The following is a 23,247-nucleotide window of genomic DNA, read 5'->3' as shown; positions in this document are numbered from 1 at the left end:
CGCAGAAAGATGGCTGGGTGCCGTCGTTCGATACTCGGTTGTAGTTGATTAACCCAAGAGAAGGCTTAGTTGGCGTGTTGCGTGAACGCGCAGGCTACCACTGCTCGTCGAGCCAGCGAGTTAGTGGGGTCCTGAGCTCGGATGGCCTCCAGCCAAAGTAATTTGGACTTTTTGGCTCAAAGCTCCAGTTTAGACCGCCACCTGCGCGGGGTGTTTTGGAGTATTTCGGTGGGCCCTACGGTCCAGCGTTGCTGGTCGATTTCCTTATCTCACTTGTCTCGTTGCCTTTTTCCGCTGCAGGCGTGGCCGCACAGGTCTTCGCGCGTTGGAGTATGAATCAGCGAACCAAACAGTACACCGATAGCTATTTGGATTCCCTGACGCAGTACCAGAAGCATTTGCACGGGTACATTTTGGCGTCGTTGGGAAGCCGAGCAGATGCGGACGATGTACTGCAAAAGACGAACCTGGTGTTACTTCGGAAAGAATCATCATTTCCCGAAGACGGAGAGTTTCTGCCTTGGGCAATTGCGATTGCCAGGTTCGAGATTCTAGCCTTCTGTCGCGAGACGAATCGTGAGCGGATGGTCTTCGCCAGCCAGCTCGTCGAGTGGATGTCGGACAGGGCTGCCGAGGTCGTGCTAGACACCAGCGATCGACAAGCGGCTCTCGAACGATGTCTCAGTAGGCTTTCTCTTCGCCACCAGGAGGTGATTAAGCAACGCTACGGCGAAGATGTACCCCTTTCGCACATTGCCAAGGAGATGGGGCGATCGGTCGAGGGAGTGAAATCCATGTTGTTCCGACTCCGAAAGCGGTTGGAGCAATGCGTGGAAGAGTCGTTATCCCACAGACTAAGGGCGGAGGATTAGCGTATGGCCAGACCGTCAAAAACGGATGAGCTCCAACGGCTGCTCGCTCTTGGCGTGGAGGGAGACTTGCAGCCCGCCGAGCGGGATCGCCTCGCGGCGATGCTAGCTACCGACGACGAAGCTCAGGAGGCAGCTATTGCCTACCTGCTAAACGATTCGTTGCTGAGCAGTTCGCTCTCACACGTCGATGCCCTCGATCGTCAGTCGATTCTGGCACAGTTCTCCCAATCGGTACCCGAACCTGCGGTAAGTCCCAGTGCCGATGCTGCGGCGCCCCACGATCAGCATCGTTCCGCCATTAGCTCGCAGTCGATCCTCGAGCGCAGCCTCGTTTGGCGCCCTCGCATGTTATGGCCAATCGCCACTTTGGCGGCTGTGATTGCCCTGGTGGTCTCGAACGTCTTTCTGTTGCGTGAGTTACACAAGGGGGAAGAGGAGTCACTTCCCGTCACCTCCATCGCTCGTCTGTCCGAGTCGACGCAATGCCTGTGGGACGGAGACATTCCCGCCGTCCCTGGCAATCGTCAGGAACTAAAACTCAATCGGTCGCTCCGGCTACTGGAAGGCATTGCCGAGGTGGAACTGAGTTATGTGCAGGCTGGTGACGCGAGCGTGCACGTGGAAGGGCCAGCGGGTTGGTTGATTACCGATACCGGCCAGCCGTGTTTGAGCTATGGCAAGATGACGGTGAACTCCAGTTCGGGCTCCCACATCCGGTCTATCGACACGCCGATGGGGCGTGTGAGCTTTGAAGGGTACACATCGCTTGGTGTGATGTACTTCGGCAGCGAACTGGAGATACACGCTTTTAGCGGTGCAGCAACTTTAGACTCTCTGTGGTTCGAGAAAAATCCTTTTGGTCCCAATTGTTATATCGAGAGCCCGACCCAAACCATCGACTCTGGCCAGATGATGCGCATCAGCATCAGAGACAACGCGCCGGCCAAAGTAACGCGGGGCCTGGCCGATCCCTCTCGCTTTGCTTCGATGCTCTCGATGGCCGCCGACAGCATCCACTTCGATGCAAAGTACGAACGGGCCGTTCGCCGTGATAATCCGCTCGCCTATTGGCGGTTTGACCACATCGACGACAAGACGATTCCCAACGAAATGGGCGATGAGTTCGATGCCAGAATCGTTGGCGAAGTAGAAACCCAGGGCGACCGCCACAATCGCTATCTGGTGTTTGGCGAATCCTTGGATCCAGCCCACGTCGATGCGGCAATCGTGACCGACACCTCATTCGGCCAAAGGCTGTCTCGAAACTGCACGGTCGAGGTGTGGGTAAAGCCCAGCCACTACCAGCAGGCCAGCATCATTGGTTTGGTAAAAGGTCCCAACGACGACGACATGCGCGCCCGCCACGGATTGCTTCTCGAGCTCACCGGTCCGCGAGCGGTTGCAGTAACGGCGGCCTATCCGGGGCGCGTCCGATTTCTAAATCGCTTCCCCGCCGATCTGTCGCCGAAGAGTTTGGATGAGTCCTCTTTTTCCTCCGAGGTTTACATGCTCAGGCGTTGGCAGCATCTCGTAGCAGTGAAGGATGAGGACGAACGTCGACTCTACATCAATGGTCAGCTTGAATCGCGAGAGCACGACACACGGCCAATCGACGACGATTTGACTCTAATCCTGGGACGGCTGCATCGCGATCGTCCCGAACGCTCCTTTGTGGGGCAACTGGATGAGTTGGCAGTCTACGACTATCCCTTGTCCGAGCAACAGATCCGCCGACATCACGAACTTGTCCGAAGTGTTCCCAGCGTCCAGAAGGGCATCTGACGCACCGCGGGGTGCCTGCACATACCCATAGCAGATAGGTGTTCATACATTCCTGCTCTCATCCCTAAAAAGGAGTCCAGTTTCGTGGATAACCAACGATCCAGAACGCGATCCAGCAAACGAGGTTCCGAGCGATTGACGCGAGGTTTTACGCTTGTCGAACTTCTTGTGGTGATCGCCATCATCGGGATTCTTGTCGCGCTTCTGTTGCCGGCTGTGCAAGCAGCTCGCGAAGCTGCGCGTCGGACGCAATGCCTCAACAAGCTGAAGCAAATCTCTCTCGGTATCCTCAACTACGAGAACACCAAGAAAAAGCTACCCTACGGATCTGGCTATGGCGGTGATCCCTGGATTCCTGGCACCTGGGTCACCGAGGTGCTTCCTTTTGTCGAAAACGGCAATCTAGCCGACCGACTCGACTTCACAAAGTTCATGGATGACGACACTCGGAACGCTTCGGGCGTTAGCAATTACTCGCTGACGTCGACCGCGATTTTGCCCCTATTTATTTGTCCCAGTGATCCGCTGGCGTCATCCCCCATTCAGAGCCAAAGACGCCAAAGCGGCCACAACCCGAATCCGTGTCAGGGGTTGTGGTACAAGGGCAGCATGGGGCCCACCATTCCCGATCGCTGCGATTGGGGGGCGTCAGACCCCTTACTCTGCATGGGAGCCAATTACGGAAGCAGCCGAACGAACGCAGGATTCGAGTCGCAATGCTATTCGGCCGGAAGAGGGGCCAGCCGCGCGCAGCCTTGTCCCGATCAAAGCCGATGTGTGGGTTTGCTCTGTCGCAACGAGGTTGGTTTGGAGTTGCGGCGAGTTACCGATGGCATCAGCAATACTTTCCTCTTGGGCGAGACACTGCCTGCCCATAGTACGTACAACTCGCTTTTCGGCGACAACATGCCGGTCGGCTCAACCCACGTTCCGCTCAATATCATGGAGAACGAGCTCGAGGAGGGACACTTCAATCATTGGAGGACCAACGGTTTCAAGAGTATGCACCCCTCCGTCGTTCACTTCGCCCTGGCTGACGGCAGCGTGCGGCCAATTGAAATAACGATCGATAAGTACGCTTACAACGCCCTGGGCACTCGTGCTTCCGGTGAAGTTATTGCCAACGCATCGAATTGAATGACACAAGGAAATGGATTGATGCATTGCTTCTTGTTGCGATTTACCGTCCTTCTGTCGATTGCATCCATTGTTGGGTGTGGCGGCGGTGGACTCCCCATGGTTCCCGTCTCTGGTAAAGTCACCTTCGACGGAGCCGCGCCACCAAATAGCGGCAACTTGTCGTTTATTTCCATGCAATCGGATCCCGGCTTGCCGCAACGCGATGGTAGTTGTCGCTTCGAAACCGATGGTCTGTTCGTCGTGACCTCGTTCGAAAAAGGGGATGGTTTACTGCCTGGCAAGTATCGGGTGGAGGCAAGTTGCTACAAGTATCAGCCCGACTACAGCAAGAAAGACCCGTTTGCCGACGCCACGGCCGTCGATCCCAGCTACGAACCTATCGAAATAAGTGTAGAGAAGGGGACGCCGATTCGGGATCTAGTGATTGACATTCCGCTGAAAAAGTAACCGACGGACGGCAGGCGACTTTGATGGGCACCCGGCCATATACCATTTCGATACCAAAGCAAACCGGCGCCAGGCGACTAGCTGGTGTAGTGGTGTGTCTCTGCGCGTTGCTTGGCCACCGCCATACAGATGCCAAGGACGACGTCGTAGGGTCGCTGAAACTGCTGAACGACAACGGCGCGTGGTCGTGGTTCGAAGACGAGCGAATCATCATCGATCCCACGCATGGCAAGTTGCTCCTCAGCAGCGTGGCGGACGCCAGCGGTACGTCGGGAGGAGCACGGAACGGTGACATTGATATCGTGTCCCTCGATCTGCAGTCTGACCAAGTTGAGCGATTCGTCTTGGACCCAAGCCTGCAGGCAGACGACCACAATGCCGCTGCATTGCTCATTCGACCCGATGGACGTTATCTAGCGGTGTGGAATACACACGGCAGCACTCCCTATCACTATTACCGCATCTCGAATCAACCTGGCGATGTCTCGAACTGGGGTCCCATTCAGCTCTTCGATAACAATGCCGGTACGACCTACTCGAACGTCTATCGCTTGTCCGACGACAATGGTGGGGCTGGCCGGATCTATAACTTCGCGCGGACCATTGGATTCAACCCGAACTACAACGTGTCAGACGACGAAGGCGAAACGTGGAGTTATGGTGGGCGGCTGATGTCTTGGACGGCGGCAGACTTACAGGGCGACCCGAACTATACCGGCATCGATGGTCGGCGACCCTACGTGCGATATACCTCCAACGGCGCAGACGAAGTTCATTTCATTACTACGGAGGATCATCCGCGGGCGTACAACAACAGCATCTATCACGGCTACATCAAGCTCGTGGAGGGAGTGCCCGTGGTCTTTCAAACGGATGGAACCGACCTGGGGCCGCTCAGCAACACGAGCAATTCCTCGCTCAAGCCCAACAGCTTCACAAAGCTGTTTGCGGGCGATGCCGACAACGTGGCGTGGACTTCAGACATTGAACTCGACGATCAAGGCAGACCCTTTGTCGCGTTTAGTGTGCAGAAGGATGATGCCGGAGTGCCCACGGGCTCGGGCGGTTTCGATCACCGCTATTTCTCTGGTCGGTGGACAGGAACAACCTGGGACGTGCATGAAATGGCGTACGGCGGCAGCAAGCTGTATGCAGGCGAGGACGATTACACGGGTAACATTGGCCTCGATCCGGACAATCCCAACCGGGTCTTCATTTCGTCCGATGTTCATCCTGCAACGAAGACTCAGCTCATTGGCCCCGATGGCAAGCGGCATTACGAAGTGTTTCGGGGCGACACGGTGGATAATGGCGCTACCTGGCAGTGGACCCCAGTGACGTACAACTCGTCAACGGACAACTTGCGCCCGATTATCCCCGCCTGGGACGAAAACAATGTGGCCGTGGCTTGGTTGCGGGGTACTTACTCAACCTACACCAATTACGACCTCGACGTGGTGGCTCTCATCAACCCACCCGATCTCAATCCCGAAGAAGTGCTGAAGGTGGACTTCGGCGCTACCGGGCAGATCGTTCAGGATGGCTTTGCCCAGTTCACCGGTTCCACCAGTGCAGCGTCGCCACAATCGATGGCCTTCACGACGGATGGGGAAGACCTAGAAGTGGAGATTGCAGGCGACGGCCTTAGTTTCCGAGATCGTGGCGACGATATCGCCGGTCCGCTGGGTCGCGTGCAGGATGATTTTGTCTTCGCCCAAAGTGAGTTGTCACTGACATTCGACACTCTTGCGGCAGGCAGCTACCACTTAGTGTTGTACAGTCATGACCGGAACTTTGCGCAATCCGGAATGGAGATACGCTTGGAGGATACTCCGCTTGGCCAATTGATCACCGAAACGGGAGTCGATCCGCTGGTAGGAACGGCATCGGCCCGCATCGCCTTTTCTTCCGATGGTTTGTCTCCCCTGCAATTGATTTTAAAGTCGACCACCGGCGATCCGGTGGTGCTCAATGGCTTGGAACTCTACACGGTCGACTTCGCTTCGCCCCCGGATTCGCTCGCGGGGGATATTAATGGCAATGGCGTGGTTGACGTTCAGGACTATCAGATCCTGCTGCGCTACATGAGCACGATCCATCATGGTAAGTTGCCTACACAGACCTACGCTCTGGGTGACTTGAACGGTGACCTGGTCACCGACTTCTACGACTTAGCCCATTTTCGTATCGCTTTCGAAAGCATTACTGGAAACGGACGTCTCACCGACGCCCTGCATCAAGTACCTGAGCCCGCTGCTGTGATGGCGGCGGGCATAGGAATCAGTCTTTTCTGCTTGCAATCGAGGCAGCTTGCCACCCGGCAGGTTGCCCACGAGGCAGCACAAAACTCGTCGTTGCCTTGCTCCTCACCACGGACTATGGAGAACTGAGATCATGAGTATTTCGCTATCGGGCATTCGCTGCTGGCTATTTGCAGCTATGGCTTGCGTGTCTTGCAGTGTAGCTGGTGCTGTTGGCCTGACCTATGTGGATGGTAGCGACGATCTTCCGTTGCCAGGAAACAGCCCTTACACGACTACGCCACAGAACCTCTTTGCAGCCAATGGAGGTCCTTTGTCGGATGCCCTCGACGCCATCGGTGGCGATGCCTCTAACTTCACAGATGGCAAATGGGGCTATCGATCCAACGGCTTTGGCGCGCGTGGCACAATCTATGAGGCCAGCGAGGATACCCCGGAAATATATCAGCTTCTTACGGGGCTTACACCCGGCGCCTCCTACGACGTCTATGTTGCCTATTGGAGTGATCCGGGTAATTGGGGACTACGGGCCGGCCCTACTTCCAATCCGGGTGCGAATCCTATTTTCAACGCTCGAGGTGGTTACGGTGGAACGCAGGGATACGCCGCCCTTTATGCTGACTTTGATGTACTACCCGAGGATAACTACACCACGGCGGACGACGACGACGAGGATCCGATCGAAATTCCTCCCGTGCTCACTCAAACTCAAAACGCCGTGACCATGGAAGGCAACCGCGACCTCTTCCTGGGGCCCGCTGCACTCAACTATCAGGCAGATGGCAGCGGTGAAATTCGTATCTATCTGGATGACGTGGAAGACGTGGCTCCCGGCCAGCGTTCATTCTTTGATGGAATGGCTTATGCTCCCGCCGGGACTCCGATTGCACTTCGGATCGAGATCGACCGGACAACGGGCAATGCCCAGTTAATCAATGAGACCGACCAGGATTTTCGAGTAGCACGTCTGGGAATCAACTCGCCAGCGGGAACATTGGATCCATCAGAGTGGATCACGATCGCTGGAAACACCGATGGTACTGGAGATCAAAGCCGTGACACCGATCCCTGGACGGTTACCGATCCTGACCCAATGGCTCCGACCCCCGCTCGCGCAGTGTCGCTTCGCGAAATCGAAGTCGACGACGACGAGATGGGGCTCGACTCAGACGGGGCATTGATTCCCGCCGGTACGAACATCGACCTGGGCGACATTTGGATTGCTTCTCCCTTCGAAGACGTAAGTGTGTTGTTCGCTTCAATCTTGGAAGCTCCTACGCTTCCGAGCCCTGTGCTCAACCATGCTGTCCCTATTCAGGTAAATTTCGTCAACGGAACATCATTGCAGTTTGGCGACTTTGACCAGGATGGCGACATCGACGAATCCGACTACAGCACCCTGATTGGTAACATGCATCGCAGTTTTACTGACATGACTGGTAGCGAGACGCACATGTATGGCGACATTTCTGGAAATGGGTTGATCGATTTCAGCGATCTGGTCGGGTTCAAGACGGCGTATGAGGATGCGAACGGACTGGGCTCGTTCGCAGCCGCCTTCGGAACCGGAGTACCCGAGCCGTCGACAGTTACCTGGGTCGCCGGACTGATGATTGCAGGTCTGTGTTACCGCTTTCGTCGCGTGGCGGCCGGCGCGGTAGCCGTCAGTGCCTTTGCTTTCACTTTCATCTTCCTCAGCGGAACCGCTACGGCACAGAACGCCGTTTACATCGACGCGGATCCTTCCAACACGGTTGTCGAGGGTGTGGGGGCTGTCTCGTACAGTGCGGATGCAGGCGGTGGAGGGACTGTGATCGGCACGAACGATGGAGCCGATGGGTACTGGCGAGCCCGCAATTTTGCCAACGACAGCACTTCGGCCTGGTTAGCGGATAGCGCGGTATCCATCTTTGAAAGCGGCGGCAGCGAAGATGTTGACCGGCTGGTTACTTCGTTTACTTTGCCGGCTGCCGGGCTTTACCAGATCTATGGATTCTATTGGGACGATACTCCCGGTACAGGTTGGGACATCGACTTCCAGCTTGGTGACCGCGAGGTTGCCTCCTTTAAGGCACTTTCTGATGGAGTGAGCTTCGAAGCTGCCAGTTTCGACTCGATTACAGGCAACTCGATTGCAATGCTTCCCGGTACGGGAACGGGTAACGACGACGACGGCAATCGGAATATGTATGCAGCCCCGCTTGGCATCTGGAGCACTGAGTCAGACGGTTTGGATGTCACAGTGGCGGCGGACAGTTCTTTGATCTCCACCGAACGATCCTGGTATGACGGAGTCGGATACGCACCAGTGGAGGACCCCATTCTCGTGCTGGAGGTAGATCGTTCCACGGGGGTGGTGTCGCTGAGCAACACCTTCAATGCGCCGATTGACCTAAGCTACTACGAGGTCCGCAGCAGCGCGGGTTCTTTGGATCGTTCGGCTTGGAACAGCCTGGACCAACAGAACTTGGATGCGGTAGACGGCTCTGATGACGGATCCGAAGCTGGGGATAGCCTACTCGAAGGTTGGGACGAAAATGGCGCGGGCACCAACCCTGGAGACTTCAACGGCAATGGTACCGTCGACATCGTTGACTACACCGTGTGGCGAAACAACCTTGGAGGTCTTTACACCGCTGCTGACTACGACGTGTGGAAAGAAAATTTCGGCCAGACTGGCGAGTTGGCCAACTCGGTGCTCAGCGAGAACTTCTTGCTCGGTGTAACTTCGATCCCAGCCAATAGCTCGATTGACTTGGGCTCGATCTATAACACCGCGATGGATGCACAGGACCTTAACTTCAGCTATGGACTGGTCGGCGAGGGCGCTCTGACTCCTAGCGCCGTGGTGTACAGTGGCGGCAGTGGCGCGGTTGCTTCGGCCAATGTACCGGAGCCGAACAGCGTCGCGATCCTGGCAATACTGGTCGCAGCAGGAATGATTCGTATCAAACTTCGACGGGTGTGAGATTGCAACCGGGCAGCGTAGTCTCACAGCCGATACCGAGCGCCGCTGTCGGTCAACTTCCGGCAGCGGCGACTCTCCACCTGATCAGCGTTTTGCCGGCTTCCGGCGTCTCTGGCAGTTGTTAGAGACTGTCGCCGTTGCAGTAGGTACGCACACATTGTCTTGCTAAATCAAAACCAATAGTGCCATACGTATTCTATTTGCCTGATTCACTCAGAGGTACCGCGACTGTTGTCGTCGCGGTCGCCGTGTTGGTGTTGGCCGGATCCACACGACTGCTAGCAAGCGATTCGTCCGCGGCAATTGACTTCAACAGTCAAATACGCCCCATCTTCAACGCACACTGTTCAGCATGCCATGGTGGGGTCAAGCAGAGTGCTAACATCTCATTCGTCTATCCTGAACAGGTGGTGGCACCAGACGGCTGGATTGTGGAACCCGGCGAACCTGAATCGTCGTTGCTGCTCGAACGGGTAACTTCAGCCGATTCCGACCTGGTCATGCCCCCACCGGGCCATGGTCCTCCATTGTCCAACACCGAGATTGCGCTGCTTCGCCAATGGATTGCCGAGGGCGCCAAGTGGCACGTTCATTGGGCGTTCGAAAAGCCCGTGAAGGCGGAGATTCCCGGAGTGCAGAACGCAGCCTGGCCTAGGACGAACTTAGATTACTTTATCTTGGCCAAACTTGAGTCGCAGGGCCTAACCCCATCAGAAGAAGCCGAGCCGTTCCGTTGGCTTCGTCGAGTCAGCCTCGACTTAACCGGCCTGCCTCCTACCGCAGCCGAGTTGAAGCAGTTTGGCGAGTTGTTGAAGGTCGACAGGGAGGCCGCCTATGAGTCGACCGTTGATCGACTATTGAGTTCGCCCCACTTCGGCGAGCGTTGGGCGAGCGTGTGGCTCGATCAGGTTCGCTACGCCGATTCGCAGGGGCTGGGGCTCGACGCGCCCAGGACCATCTGGGCGTATCGAGATTGGGTGATTCGTGCCTTCAACGACGATCTGCCCTACGATGAGTTTACGGCCAAGCAGATTGCAGGCGATATGCTCCCCGATGCCACCCCCGGCGACATTCTGGCAACCGCATGCCATCGGCTGACCCAGACGAACGAAGAGGGAGGTACAGACGATGAAGAGTTTCGCGTTGCCGCCGTGCTCGATCGCGTCAATACCGTATGGCATACGTGGCAGGGAATGACTTTTGAGTGCGCCCAGTGCCATAGCCACCCCTACGAGCCATTCAAACACGAAGAATATTACCAGTTCGTAGCCTTCTTTAACAATACGGTCGACACCGATCTGGGCAGCGATGCTCCGCTACTCGGCGCGCCTCTGAATCCAAGCGACCACGAAAAGGCAGGCGCCCTGGATCATCAAATTGCTGATCTGGAGGAATCGATCTGGCGACGGGGATACAAGCTCCTTTCGGACAGCAGTGCTTGGACACCAATCAAGCAACTGGTTGCCAGTACGAGTAATTCCACGGTGGTGAAGACCGAGGTCCACAACGGCCATGGTGAGTTTCGGACCGTAGGAACGGTAACAGTGCGTACGCCGATAACCGTGGAGACGACCTTCGACGAGCCGCGTCAAATCACCGCGATTCGGCTGACCGGGGTGCCACAGGATCGGGACAAGGCCATCGCAGACTCCGAGTGGGGCTTTGTTTGGTCTCATGTCGCCGCCGAATTGGTCTCGGCAGCAGACCCGACGGCGCAGCCCATCACTTTTGCCCGCGTATTTGGGGACGAACCTCACCCACTGTTCGATCCCCAGGAAAGCTTGGATGAAAAGTCGCATCGCGGCTTTGGGGCTTATTCCCGCATCTACTATCCTCGTGCCGCAGCCTTTGTGCTCCGTGAGCCCCTATCGGTGGCACCCGGCGACACGCTTCGCATCACTCTCTCGCACAACGTGGTCTCCGTGGGAGCGTTTGGACTAGTGACCGATCGCGGTCATGTGTCCGTGTCCGATGATCCTCGGTTTACGGACACGGTCTCGAGCGAGGGCATGTTGGCCGAACTCGAGCAGTTGGCGCAGCTCAAAGAAAAGCGACGCGATATTCGATCCGTCAACACGCCTGTTCTGCGCGAACGTCCGAGGCATCTCGCCCGCCAAACACATGTCTTCATTCGGGGAGCTTTCCTTGACAAAGGCGAGCAAGTCGACCCGGATGTGCCGGAGAGTCTGCCTGACTTGCCCACCGGTGTTGAGCCCAATCGCAAAGCGCTAGCCGACTGGCTGGTTTCGCCTGACAATCCACTAACTGCCCGTGTAGCGGTCAACCGACTCTGGGCACGGTTGTTTGGTGTGGGGTTGGTAGAGACGGAAGAGGATTTTGGGACCTCCGGCGAGCCGCCGTCTGATCCAGAACTCCTGGACTATTTGGCGGTTCAGTTTCAAGACGACTTTGACTGGAGCATCAAGAGCGTGCTGCGTGAGATCGTGCTTTCGAGTACCTATCGTCAGAGCAGTAAGATTACTCCCGAACTGTTGGAACGTGATCCCCACAACAGACTCATTTCACGTGGTCCCAAGCAACGTCTGTCGGCGGAGACCATTCGAGACCAGGCTTTGGCCATTTCCGGCCTTCTGAATTCGGACATGTATGGTCCTCCCGTTCGTCCCCCGATTCCCGCGGAGGTTTGGCAACCGTTCGTGGGCGACAGATGGCCAGCGACGGAGCCGGGGGACCCCAGCCGGTATCGTCGCTCGATCTACACATATACGAAGCGAAGCATTCCTTACCCGATGTATGCCACGTTCGACCAGCCATCTCGCGAGTTCTGCTCGCCTCGACGCCTGAGATCCAACACCCCCCTGCAGGCGCTGGAAATGTTGAATAGCGAGACCATGGCGGAATGCGCCACCGCATTGGCTGCTGAGATGCGAAAACATGGCGATACCCTAAATGACCAGATCATTTGGGGATTTGAGAGAGCCACTTGCAGAAGTCCCAACGAGGACGAACTCAGCGCCCTCACCAGCCTTGGTCGCCGACTAGGCGACCGCGGCCTGTCCGCAGTGGCGACTGCCCTGCTTAACCTCGACGAAGTGCTGACCAAATAGTCTGTATTTCAATCTTCCATGTCATTACGCAATCTCCAGGTTGAAACTCACCGTCGCCTTACGTCGCTGGCGTCCCGCCGCACGTTCCTTGCCAATTGCACGACGGGCGTTGGTGCCTTGTGGCTGGCTGCGCAGGGACATGCATCCGACGCTCGAGGAAGTGCCGGTGATGTCAGTGCTCCATCGTTATCGGTCCATCCATCCAATCAACCGGCAAAGGTCAAACGGATCATCTTCCTGCATATGATTGGCGCTCCAAGCCAGTTGGAGTTGTTCGACTACAAACCGGAGTTGCAGAAGTACGATGGCAAAGAGTGCCCGGCGGAGTTCCTGGAAGGAGAACGATTTGCATTCATCCAGGGTGTTCCACGAATGCTGGGGCCTCAGTACCCCTTCGCGCAGCATGGCCAAAGTGGCGCATGGGTCAGCGACCGCTTGCCGCACCTCGCTCAGCATACCGACGATTTGTGCTTCATCAAGACGATGCAGACCGACCAGTTCAATCATGGTCCAGCCCAGTTGATGGTACACACTGGGCAACCGCGAATTGGCTATCCCTCCATTGGATCGTGGGTGACATGGGGCTTGGGGTCGGACAACGCCGATCTGCCGGGCTTTATCGTCCTGCTGTCCGGCGGACGTTTGCCACGGGTTGGCAAGGCCCTGTGGAGCAACGGGTTTTTGCCATCGGTGTATCAAGGTGTTCAATGTCGCTCTAAGGGACCTCCGGTATTGAACCTTTTAAATCCCGAAGGCGAAAGCCGGAGCGACCGCAGAGTGCTGCTGAACACGTTAAAAACTCTCAACGAAGCTTCCTATGCCGAGTTTGGCGATCCGGAGACATTAACGCGGATCGATCAGTATGAACTCGCCTTCCGCATGCAGATGGCTGCTCCCGAGGCCATGGATATTTCGCAAGAGTCCAGTAGCGTGCAGCAAGCCTATGGGGCGGAGCCTGGTGTGGAATCTTTCGCCAACAATTGCTTGTTGGCACGGCGCCTTGCAGAACGTGGTGTGCGGTTCATTCAACTCTACGATTGGGGCTGGGATACTCACGGATCGAACGAATCCGAGTCGTTGAGCATTGGTCTCTCGAGAAAATGCAAGCAGGTCGATCAGCCGATCGCTGCGCTCCTGGCGGATCTCAAGCAACGAGGAATGTTCGAAGATACGCTGGTCGTCTGGAGTGGCGAGTTCGGCCGCACTTCCATGCGCGAGAATCGCGGTGGTGCTGAAATGCGGTTCATGGGGCGCGATCACAATCCCAAGGTCTTCACCTTGTGGATGGCCGGCGCTGGGGTAAAGTCAGGCTTTACCCTTGGAGAAACGGATCCGCTGGGCTATACGGCCGCGAGCCATCCGGTACATCTTCGCGACTTTCATGCCACACTACTGCATCTGCTCGGCATGGATCACACCAAGCTGACCTTTGCATTCCAAGGCCTGACGCAGAAGTTGACAGGTGTGAAGCCGGCCACTGTGATTCGAGAGATTCTTGCCTGAGCGTCTTCGGCTATCGCAATGCCCTTGATGCCGTCCTGGAAGGTGCTGTATTTCTCAACAGGTCAGAGGCCGGTGCCGCTGTTCACAGATCACCAGTTAACAAGATGGCGCATAGAGTGCGATCTGACTGGGATTCAAGAAGATGCGATCAAAGCCGAGGCGTCTCAGTTCGTCATGCAAAGCGACATGCTCGCATTCAGCCCCAACATACTCAGCGGCCTGCATACACGCGAGCCTGTAGATGGCCAGTCCGCCAAAACATGATTTTACAGAGATAAGAGGCTGCCCCCTCTCGACCACCAGCTCACCATCGAAGTCTATCAAATCAGTGCCAATGTCATCTTGGGGTTGAAACGACTGCTCGTCGAAATGCTCGAATGGTCCTTTTCCTTCCTGGCGCATACTTCGATATCGCAGGCCATAGGACCCTACTACATCCCAGTCGTGGGTGCCGAAAGTATGGGCAATTCCATCGAAGCTCCACCCGCCCAGCACTTGTGTGTCCAGCACCATCACATAATCGACATGAGCGTAGTGCTCGAGGACATAATCCCGGCAAACGTTGCGGCATTGCACCAAGTTTGCCTTGGCGTGGTCTACGTAGCTTGGGGGACGCCCGGGCATCTCAAGTGTGAGTACATCGACTCGGTCATTGACTTGTTGCCAATCGTACAGAAACTCTCGAGTGACGTCAGATGACTGGTGATCGCAAAACACAATTCGAAAGTCGCGGAACATGGCAGCCAGTCGTTCCAGACGCGCAGCGATACGTGGCAAGGCAGGCCGCGCATTGTGACACACTCCACATATGGCAACACGCAGGTCTCGCATGCGTTTACGTCCGCGTTCAATGATTTCGACGTATCGACTACTATGTTCCTTCTTGCAGGGAAATAGCTCCTCTGGGAAGCTCGAAAGGTCTTCTTCGACTGCGAATTCGGACTCCGTACTACCACTGAACCAGTTGGCCCTTCTGCCGCCGGAGATTGCTGCGTTTCCCCAGATCGTACTTGTATTACCGATGTGTTGAGTCAGACTCGGAATTGCATACCAGGTTTCTATGCCCCTACGCATTACCCATTCGAAGATGAGCTCAGGAATCGGTATGTGATTCTCTCCTGAAGCTGCCAACATCGAACGAGACATTTCGACATCGGTCACAAATGCACGGGCGACCCCGGCCGGAAAAATGAAAGCCTGTGCACCCCAATCCCAGTTTCCATCGGCACGATGCCATCCAGCGGTGGTGTCGTGACCGGTATAAAACAAGGAGACGAGCCCGGGGCGGTAACCAGGCCAGAGCACCTGTTCCAGATACTCGCGAAGCGACTCCCGGTCGTGAGCCATAACGTCGTCCTGCAACAGCATATAGGCATCTGCATTGGGGTCGTGAAGGATCATTTCGACCATCGCCAGATAGAACGCAGGCCACGCACCCACGCGTCCTTCTCTCCACGTTGCACACAAATGTTCGTAACGCGCTGGTACGCGGGCCGACCCGTCCAGGAAAAGTCTTGGATTTTCCCAGCCGGCTCGAGCAAGGCTGTCCAGGCAATCCTCAAGCGTCGACTGTCGCCGCGGTGTGGTGGTGATGCCAACGGACCAACGTTGCACGGCTGGCCCGCAACGAATCTGCGGGTGAGGTACAATCTCTGTTAGCCTCAGGGGGCGAGACACAGGAATGTTCTTTGACCAATCGCGGCATTTGCGGCATTGCCCCAGCGTGGTCACTTCATGATCGGGATGCTCGCAATGAAAAGCTTGGTTGTTTGTATCGATGTCAGGTAAAGCCGCGCCACGACTCGGTGCCACTTGCCTTTCGCCAGCTGACACTCCCTTGCCAAGCCAGCAGCAGGGAATGGTCGCCCGCGCCGGAGTTAGGCGGAACTGAGGAGGAAATGCTAAGTGAATCGCCCCCTCGGCGACTCGTTGTAGTTCGACAGCTTGCTCTCGAGTGCAGTCGTTCGTTCCCCCTGCGTCGAGGATGTCAGCTGTCGCCTTCATCACCAAACTGGCGACTACGGGATTCAAGTGTTTGGGCGACGGCGGAAAGGACTGGCAGCATGCATCGCACACACTCTCCGGCACGACCGCATGCTCGTTGTTTCCGATTAGGGTCTTAATCACACCACATTCCGCCGACGGATCTGCGACACGTTCGAGCCGCCAGGGACACATGGCAATGGTACGCCGCGCAGAGTTTTCAGGTTGTGGGTACATTGGCCCTCACTTCGCTCTGATCGTAGGTCCACAAAGGAACATGAATGTGCGACAACGCTTAGCGGGCAGCTCCTGCATGTCTAAATATGCAGTCAAGTATTCTTGGTTTTGCGGTGGGCCAGTCGTGCTCGCGCTCGATGAATTTCCTGGATTCGAGACTTGCATCAGTAATGTCTCGCCCATGCACCGAATGCAAGACGTCCGCCAAGGCTTCACTGTCTATTCTGGCGGCCGGGATGCAAAGCTCGGAATCTAAAAACACGGCCTCGACCTCCGCGGGAATGGCGGCCAGCGGCTGGTGTTCGTTCATGGGCGGCAAGTCAGTGGTAATTAGCGGCATACCACTTGCCTGGCATTCCAAGAGCGGCAGCCCTAACCCCTCCCAGTGGCTTGGCTGGATACAAACGTCACCGTGATGGTAGAGCTCTATGTTGTGCTTTGGCGCTGGACGGCATTGGACATTGGGAGGCGTGCTTCCTATGTCTTTGGATTGCGCGTAAACGATGACGGGAATATGTGGAACCCGTCGAGCGGCTTCCACCAAAACTTCGAGTCCTTTGCGCTGCATTACGACAGAAGATGTCTCCCCTGAAGCGGCGATGGCACCGCCAGATCCATTAACAAAGACAAACTTGCGACACACGGTCCGTTGTCGGAAATCAAAACTTCCAGTATCAATAGGCCACGGTACCACTTCGACTGCCCATGTAAACTGAAACTTGGTTTTCCAGTCGGATAGTAGCTGACCGGTATATCGCGTAGGACACAACATCAAGTCTACGTCTTCAAGCCATTCCATGCCCGCATGAAGCCATTCCCAGTTTGGCACGCAAACGACTCCCACACCCATTTGCCGCGCACGGGAGGTTAACTCGCGGACGATTGGCGATTCCACAAAGATCACCACGTCGATCCCACTTAGCCAATCGACCAGTTCAGACAAACTTGGCTCAGTTGACACCAAATCAATTCGGCACTTCATCCCGTGAGGCTCAAGGTCGCCGCAGCCGGAGAAGTGGGGTACAAGCCAACGATCAACGTTTAAGTGAACGGCAATATCGCGATTCTGGTGGCCAAGGCCAAACTTCGAGTTTCGTCCGACGAGGCCGATCCGTATTGCGGGCTGCTCTTCCTCCAGTTCTGCATGCCGCGAAGCATGGGTGCGGCCCATGTACCCATCGTTTTTGCACTCTGCGAGTGGCGACCCTCGAGGCGGCACCGTGTCGTCTGCGCTGGCAAGCCAACGAAAGGCGAACTGCCGCAATTGGTGATTGACTACTCGTTGCCGTGTGTCAGGTTGATGGCCAATTGCATGACCGTTCGCGGCTCGATAAGCCAGCGAAGCCACGACAGGATTCAGGCGAGGACCATCGAAAAGCGGATGCCGGCAGCAGGCGGAGCAGATTCTAAGGTCCACTTCGGCCCCGTTGTGCGCCGTTCCTTGTAAGAGGCGTCCAACTAGATCACAGGTCGCCTTCCCTTCCACACACTCATCGCCCCGCCGAAACGGACACGATGCGGGTCGGCGCGTGATCGGATTCATTGTTCCGCCCCGGGGGTCCACTTCTTGACGTGATCACCATCGAAGGCACCGGGATTTGACGGTGGAATGCCGGGGTCAAATCCTGGCGGCACCAAGGAAGATACTATCCACCTCTTCTCGCTCTCACGCCATTGCCAGATCGTGAAGAATCCATGATCAGCGAGGGTACGCATGTGCAAATGGCGACTCCAGTGATAGAGCCGCCTTTGGCGACCGGAAGCAACTGGGTACTCGCTGAGCAACGCTGTCCGCATAGCTTCCAGTTGTTTACCGATGCTCGTCACCGTCTGCGAAATACGGAATCCAAGAACAGCAAGCACTACTACACCGGCAAATGTGCCCGCCAACATGAGTGCGGAAAACGTTTGCATTTTACCCCCCCCCGTGAAATGAGGTAACAGGAACTTACTACACGTAATCAGTAGCCATTGAGTTCGGCAGACCTGTCGCGCACTGGTTGAGGACACGACGCTTGTCGAGGCAAGTAGTTTTCCCAACTGCAGATTGCATTACACAACGGCTGTCATAAACAAAAGCACCTACTGTTCATCTGGCATAGTACGGGCGATTCTAAAGCCGGTATAACTCCATCCGTTTTGCGACTGGAAATAAGCTGCGCCGGAACGTAACCCGCGTGGCGGATTGGTATACTGACCACCGCGCAACAGAAATGCGCTCTTGCCATCCTTTAGCGACGTGTGGCACCACTCGGATACATTCCCTGACATGTCGAACATCCCCCAACAATTTGGCCGGAGCAATGCTATCGGTTGCAGAACCTGATCTGTATTCGAGGCGAACCAGGAAAAGTAGGGCATGTGGCCATCTTCATGGCCCCAAAACCAGGGAGTATGCGAACCAGCGCGGCACACACACTCCCATTCAACATCAGTGAGTAGTCGATAACCGGTTCTGGAAAGTCGTTCTTCGTCAATGGAAGCGTCTTCAGGAGGCGTACTGTGTAGATCGTAACACAGCTGGTTTTCACCGATTCCTTCCTCTAAGCTCAACCACCGACAATACTCGGTGGCCTCAGCAAATGTAAGCCCATTGGCTGGACAAATATTGGCGTCCTTGAAATCGCCCATCATCTCTGCATCAGATTTGAATCGTCGATACTGTTGCATGGTGACTTCGTGCACACTGACGGCGAAACTGTACGCAATATTGACATCAACCAGTACGCCTTCGCCATCGCGTTCAGGTCTCGGAGTTCGTATTGATGTCTTGAATGTCCCTGGGGCGCGCACAACTCTCATCGTGTGTCCCTCGGAAGTAATCCACCAATCTCGTTCACCTAAAGATTCGATTGATGGCGGTGTTGTGCCTGTGGATGCGGCATTGATCCTTGCAATTTCGTCAGGTAGGCCTAACTGTCTAAGCAGCCATTCCGCAGCACTTCGCTCAGCTTGATGCTCTCCATCGCGGTAAACATCCAAAGCCAACCTCTGCAGCAACTGTTTTTCCGCAGCAGGCATCTGCTGGCTTATGTAAGGCCCGAGCGCCAACATCACGGCCTGGCGAGCGGATGGATCATTCCATTCGTCAAGTAGCCGGATAAGCGATTTGGGCGACACCCCAAAGTCACGTGCTTCGAGAATGACCATTGTGCGGGCAGTGGTATCCTCCGACGAGGCGAGAAGACGTTCTACCTTTTCTGATCTACCAAGTCGGATCAACGTTATTGCCGCGTTTCTCAACCGAGCTGCGATTTCAATTGGGTCGCCGCTGTTCTCAGCCTCGTTCGTCTGCCTCAAAGCCACTGTCATCGCAAAGGCAACTTCATCGCGATAGTAAGAAGTGACCGGTATGAGCATCGAAAACTGAGCGGCATCGGCATTCAGTAGAAGTTCGCTGAGGAGTGACGCATCCGCGTAACGGGCGAGCGCTCGAGCAGCGGCAACTCGATCCGCATTCGTGGCTGCCTCGTCAGAGAAACGGTCATGCAGCACAGGTTTCAATTTGTGCGAAGCAGGCCTTAGAAGTTCCACCCAAGAGTCCAGTTCGAGTGTGTTCTCCGCTAATAGCGCTTCTACAATCGGCTTCGATGCATCTCTCCAACGTTCTCCCTTAGCGTCTGCTATCGCAAGCAATACCCCCACTCGAAGGCGTGCCGAAAGCTGGCCAGCCTCGTGCTCAAAGGCATCCCATAAGGGCTCCTTCAACTCACTAGCATATGGCGCGACGCGCTCCACAATTGCCGAGATAGTTGGTAAATCGGCAGTGAGAGCAAATTCAATTAACTGCTGGCTGTAACGCTGTGGGCCGTTGGCCAACGCAAGCGTCGCCCGTAAGCGCTCCGCGTCGGGGCGAGTGGCATCGTTCGCCACATCCATGAGCCGCCGCTGAATAGCCGTTGAGTCGGTTTCCAATACCTCAACAATACCTGGCACTTCCGCAATATCGGCGACCAGCAATTGCTCAATTGCTGCGTTCTCCTGTGTCGTTTGATGGGCCTCAATCACCCTGTCTCGCACCATCACGAATCCGAATGCCAACGCACCCAAGGCAAGGCCAGCAGCCAGAGACCTCAGCCCGTGAACCCGGGAAGCCGCTTCCATCATCCTCTGTTCGGCGACGGACCGTCGCCTGCGCGACGTGAGAACAGCAATGCGCAAGTATTCCCAGATTGTCGGAAGATGCTTGCGTTCTGGCCGCAAGTTCCAGATGGCGGCGCGCTCCTCCAGACGCAGTTCAGCTCGACCACGGCGTGTTTCGCGTTGTTTGCTCGTCAACCAGGCTCTCAGTACTGGTACGAGGTAGTCATGTGTCAGTTGAAAGTGCTTCGCATCTGCAACATCGGATGGACCCGTTGGAGCGTTCTCCGAATCTGTCGGCGTGATGAGACGAAGATCGCTATCCATGATTCGGATTAGCTCGCCAAAGTCAGACTGGCGATTTGCATAACCAGAAGCTTCCATCAACTCGAGTTGAGACCGTGTATGCCCTTTGATATCGGTGCCAACTGCTGGCAATAACGCCTTAAGAACTGCGCGAGCAGCTTCTTGATGGCGGCGGTACTCGGGGTTCGCCGAACGCGAGTTGAAAGTCTCCTCCAGAAAGTTCAACCCAATCCCCTCTGTGCCGCCGACTTCCTGCAGCGTAGCAGGCACCCAGGGCCTGTTTTTGACCATTTCGGCAAAGAGTGCCAATCTTACGGATACAACCTTGCCGTCGCGTGCTAGCCCTGACGACACCTGACGCAAAAATTCCTGTTGTTGCTCCGAGATCTCACTAGTTCGATCGGGCAATCTACCAAACGCCTGGCCAAACTTGATTAATACCTTCTGGGCATGTTCGACGCCGAAGAAATCGACAACTGCAAAATTGTGATATTGTCGAATCGGCACCTCAAGATCGTCCATGAATCGAGCGGCGGCCATGGCAAAATCGTCGCGGACCAGTAGGATCGTCTGCAATGCCTCACCGTCGCACTGGCGTAATGCATTTACCAATTCGTCTTCCTGTGCTGGCGCTTTCACGGACAGCCACTGTTCGAACTGATCGAGTACAAGCAGAGTCTTGCCGCTCTCTTGCCGGCGCAAATGAGAGAACGTTTCTGCAAGTCCCATGTCGTGCAACGATTGCGGTAGCTCTTTCCGTATTGCCTGCAGAATTCGAGACTGAGTTTCGCTCGGAGTCGTCTCGATATAAATCGTCTTGATATAGCTCGGCAATCTGGGCAGTAGCCCCGCCTTGATTAGCGAGGATTTGCCGCACCCCGAAGGTCCGAGTATCAAGCCTACTGAGAACGGCTCGTCTGAACTTGTCCCTTCGATGCGTGTTTTCCAAAAGCGAATGCTTTCGGGCAAATCGTCACGCCCCCGTGGTCCAGGCAGCAAATCAAGAAAGAAGTCGGCATCGTCTTTGTCGAAAGCCCGCAAACCTTGGGGAACAATTCTGTGTTCCACTCTGTCGTGCGCTTGTTGCCATTGAAGCAGGTCGGCTGCGAATGCGGCAGCATTTGCGTAGCGTTCCACAACTCGCTTGGCAAGTGCGATGAGGCAAATACGCTCTAACTCAGGCGGAATGTCTTCGTCAATTTCTCTTGGGCTGATTGGCTCCTGACCAATTACCGATTGCAGAAGTTCTTGATTGCTACTTCCCCGAAACGGCATTCTGCCTGTTAGCAAGAAATAGTAGACGATGCCGAGTGAAAATACATCGCTGCGCCCGTCGAGACGATGCCCTTCGCCGCGCGCTTGTTCTGGACTCATGAAGGCCGGTGTTCCGCTGATGATACATGAGGGGACATGCAACACCTCGTTAATGGCCAAGCCAAAGTCGGTTATATAAGGCGTATTCGTAGCCTCGTCGATTAGTATATTTGCTAGCTTGACATCGCGGTGCACCAAACTGTGTTCATGTGCGTGTTGTAGCGCCTGGGCTATTGTAGCTACCAATTGAGTGGATTCCTCGAAGCTCAAGCGTCTACTTCTCAGCACGTCCTTCAACGACCCACCTTCGATAAACTTAGAAACAATGTAGAATGCCCCACTCTCCAGGCGTCCCACATCGTGCACCGGAACAATGTTCGGATGATCCAAACTCGCGACAGTGCGGGCCTCCGAGAGATATGTCTCGTGGTCCTTCATTTCATGTTGCGTCGTAGGGACCTTGATGGCAACGCGTCTTTGAAGCTCGTCGTCGAAACCAAGATACACGCGGCCGTAGGCCCCTTCGCCGAGTATGCTCAGCACCCGGTACCGCCCAATAGACATCTCGCCGAGAGCAGACAACTCGATAATGCTCTTGGTGGTCGCGGAGTCGGAAGATTTGGCACCATTGTCGAGCACTCCATCGCGATGCGACAGTCTGCAACGTAGGGCGTCAGTAACATCTGAGAATCTGGAAGTAAATTGCTCTCGGTCAGGTTCCATTCCGTTACGCTGTAGCGCCAGAAATTCAGCCTCCGCCAATTGCAACTTAATGTCAGGATCGGTATCGAGATCAGGCAGACCTTTCAGGTAATCCTCCACTAGCAGTGGCTTACCGCGCTGCCAGCGGCGTTTCTGATCGTGCAGAAGCACAAGCAGTTTTTCTGACTTATCGTGCTCCGCAAATTCTTGGAGGAACGCAAATACATCTGGCGGCGTACCCGCAGAGTCCCACAGTGCGCAGTATTGGGATACTAGATCGTTCATCGCAAACTAGCCGTAAAGCGTGTAACCGCCAGTGGAAGTTTAGCTGAGAGCTCGTGCATTATAGCAGTTTCAGCCCGCGATACAGTATCACCGGAAGCTGTATTTTCGCTTCATTTGCCTGCCATGCCTGGTCGCGCATGCCACGACAGCCCATGCTGAGTGTGGCCTGCCTGGTCTGTCGGCGGCCATCGATAGATAACGGCGTTCGTGCCACGGTGGGTGCAACTTCTCACACGATTACGGGGCGAACATATCGTGGTGTTTCCGAGAACAGGGCGTTAGCAGTTGATGGAACCAAT

The 23,247-nt window shown here is 55.6% G+C and carries 12 protein-coding genes; 8 read left to right on the top strand and 4 right to left on the bottom strand.

What is annotated here, in order from left to right:
- Window positions 1–332 precede the first annotated feature (332 nt).
- The 8 genes from NG895_RS15430 (at window position 333) to NG895_RS15395 (ending at window position 14,041) form a co-directional block, all read left to right on the top strand.
- Entirely contained in the window at window positions 333–872 is a 540-nt protein-coding gene (locus tag NG895_RS15430; protein WP_252853418.1) for a sigma-70 family RNA polymerase sigma factor, read from the top strand.
- A 3-nt stretch (window positions 873–875) separates the two neighbouring features.
- Entirely contained in the window at window positions 876–2,654 is a 1,779-nt protein-coding gene (locus tag NG895_RS15425) for a LamG domain-containing protein (protein WP_252853417.1), read from the top strand.
- 84 nt (window positions 2,655–2,738) lie between these two features.
- Window positions 2,739–3,791 carry a DUF1559 family PulG-like putative transporter gene (locus NG895_RS15420; RefSeq protein ID WP_252853416.1) on the top strand — a complete coding sequence of 351 codons (1,053 nt, stop codon included), beginning with the start codon at window positions 2,739–2,741 and terminating at the stop codon, window positions 3,789–3,791.
- 21 nt (window positions 3,792–3,812) lie between these two features.
- Window positions 3,813–4,241, top strand: coding sequence for a hypothetical protein (locus NG895_RS15415; protein ID WP_252853415.1), 429 nt, complete (start codon window positions 3,813–3,815; stop codon window positions 4,239–4,241).
- 23 nt (window positions 4,242–4,264) lie between these two features.
- Window positions 4,265–6,631: a BNR-4 repeat-containing protein gene (locus NG895_RS15410; RefSeq protein WP_252853414.1), complete on the top strand. Its 2,367-nt coding sequence runs from the start codon at window positions 4,265–4,267 to the stop codon at window positions 6,629–6,631.
- 4 nt (window positions 6,632–6,635) lie between these two features.
- Window positions 6,636–9,470 carry a hypothetical protein gene (locus NG895_RS15405; protein WP_252853413.1) on the top strand — a complete coding sequence of 945 codons (2,835 nt, stop codon included), beginning with the start codon at window positions 6,636–6,638 and terminating at the stop codon, window positions 9,468–9,470.
- A gap of 200 nt (window positions 9,471–9,670) precedes the next feature.
- The gene (locus tag NG895_RS15400) at window positions 9,671–12,538 is read left to right on the top strand and encodes a PSD1 and planctomycete cytochrome C domain-containing protein (RefSeq protein WP_252853412.1); all 2,868 of its coding nucleotides are present in this window, start codon (window positions 9,671–9,673) and stop codon (window positions 12,536–12,538) included.
- A gap of 18 nt (window positions 12,539–12,556) precedes the next feature.
- Entirely contained in the window at window positions 12,557–14,041 is a 1,485-nt protein-coding gene (locus NG895_RS15395; protein ID WP_252853411.1) for a DUF1501 domain-containing protein, read from the top strand.
- 96 nt (window positions 14,042–14,137) lie between these two features.
- On the opposite strand, the gene NG895_RS15390 is transcribed toward NG895_RS15395, so the two are convergent.
- From NG895_RS15390 to NG895_RS15375, 4 genes are all read right to left on the bottom strand, one after another.
- Window positions 14,138–15,655, bottom strand: coding sequence for a glycosyltransferase family protein (locus NG895_RS15390; RefSeq protein WP_252853410.1), 1,518 nt, complete (start codon window positions 15,653–15,655; stop codon window positions 14,138–14,140).
- A 664-nt stretch (window positions 15,656–16,319) separates the two neighbouring features.
- Entirely contained in the window at window positions 16,320–17,432 is a 1,113-nt protein-coding gene (locus NG895_RS15385) for a glycosyltransferase (RefSeq protein WP_252853409.1), read from the bottom strand.
- A 368-nt stretch (window positions 17,433–17,800) separates the two neighbouring features.
- Window positions 17,801–18,175, bottom strand: coding sequence for a hypothetical protein (locus NG895_RS15380; protein ID WP_252853408.1), 375 nt, complete (start codon window positions 18,173–18,175; stop codon window positions 17,801–17,803).
- A 168-nt stretch (window positions 18,176–18,343) separates the two neighbouring features.
- The gene (locus NG895_RS15375; RefSeq protein WP_252853407.1) at window positions 18,344–22,948 is read right to left on the bottom strand and encodes a bifunctional serine/threonine-protein kinase/formylglycine-generating enzyme family protein; all 4,605 of its coding nucleotides are present in this window, start codon (window positions 22,946–22,948) and stop codon (window positions 18,344–18,346) included.
- Window positions 22,949–23,247: the final 299 nt, after the last annotated feature.

The organism is Aeoliella straminimaris (assembly GCF_024054565.1).
Taxonomy (GTDB): Bacteria; Planctomycetota; Planctomycetia; order Pirellulales; family Lacipirellulaceae; genus Aeoliella; species Aeoliella straminimaris.
The sequence above is the reverse complement of the archived record's forward strand: the minus strand, read 5'-3'. Positions and strand labels throughout refer to the sequence as shown.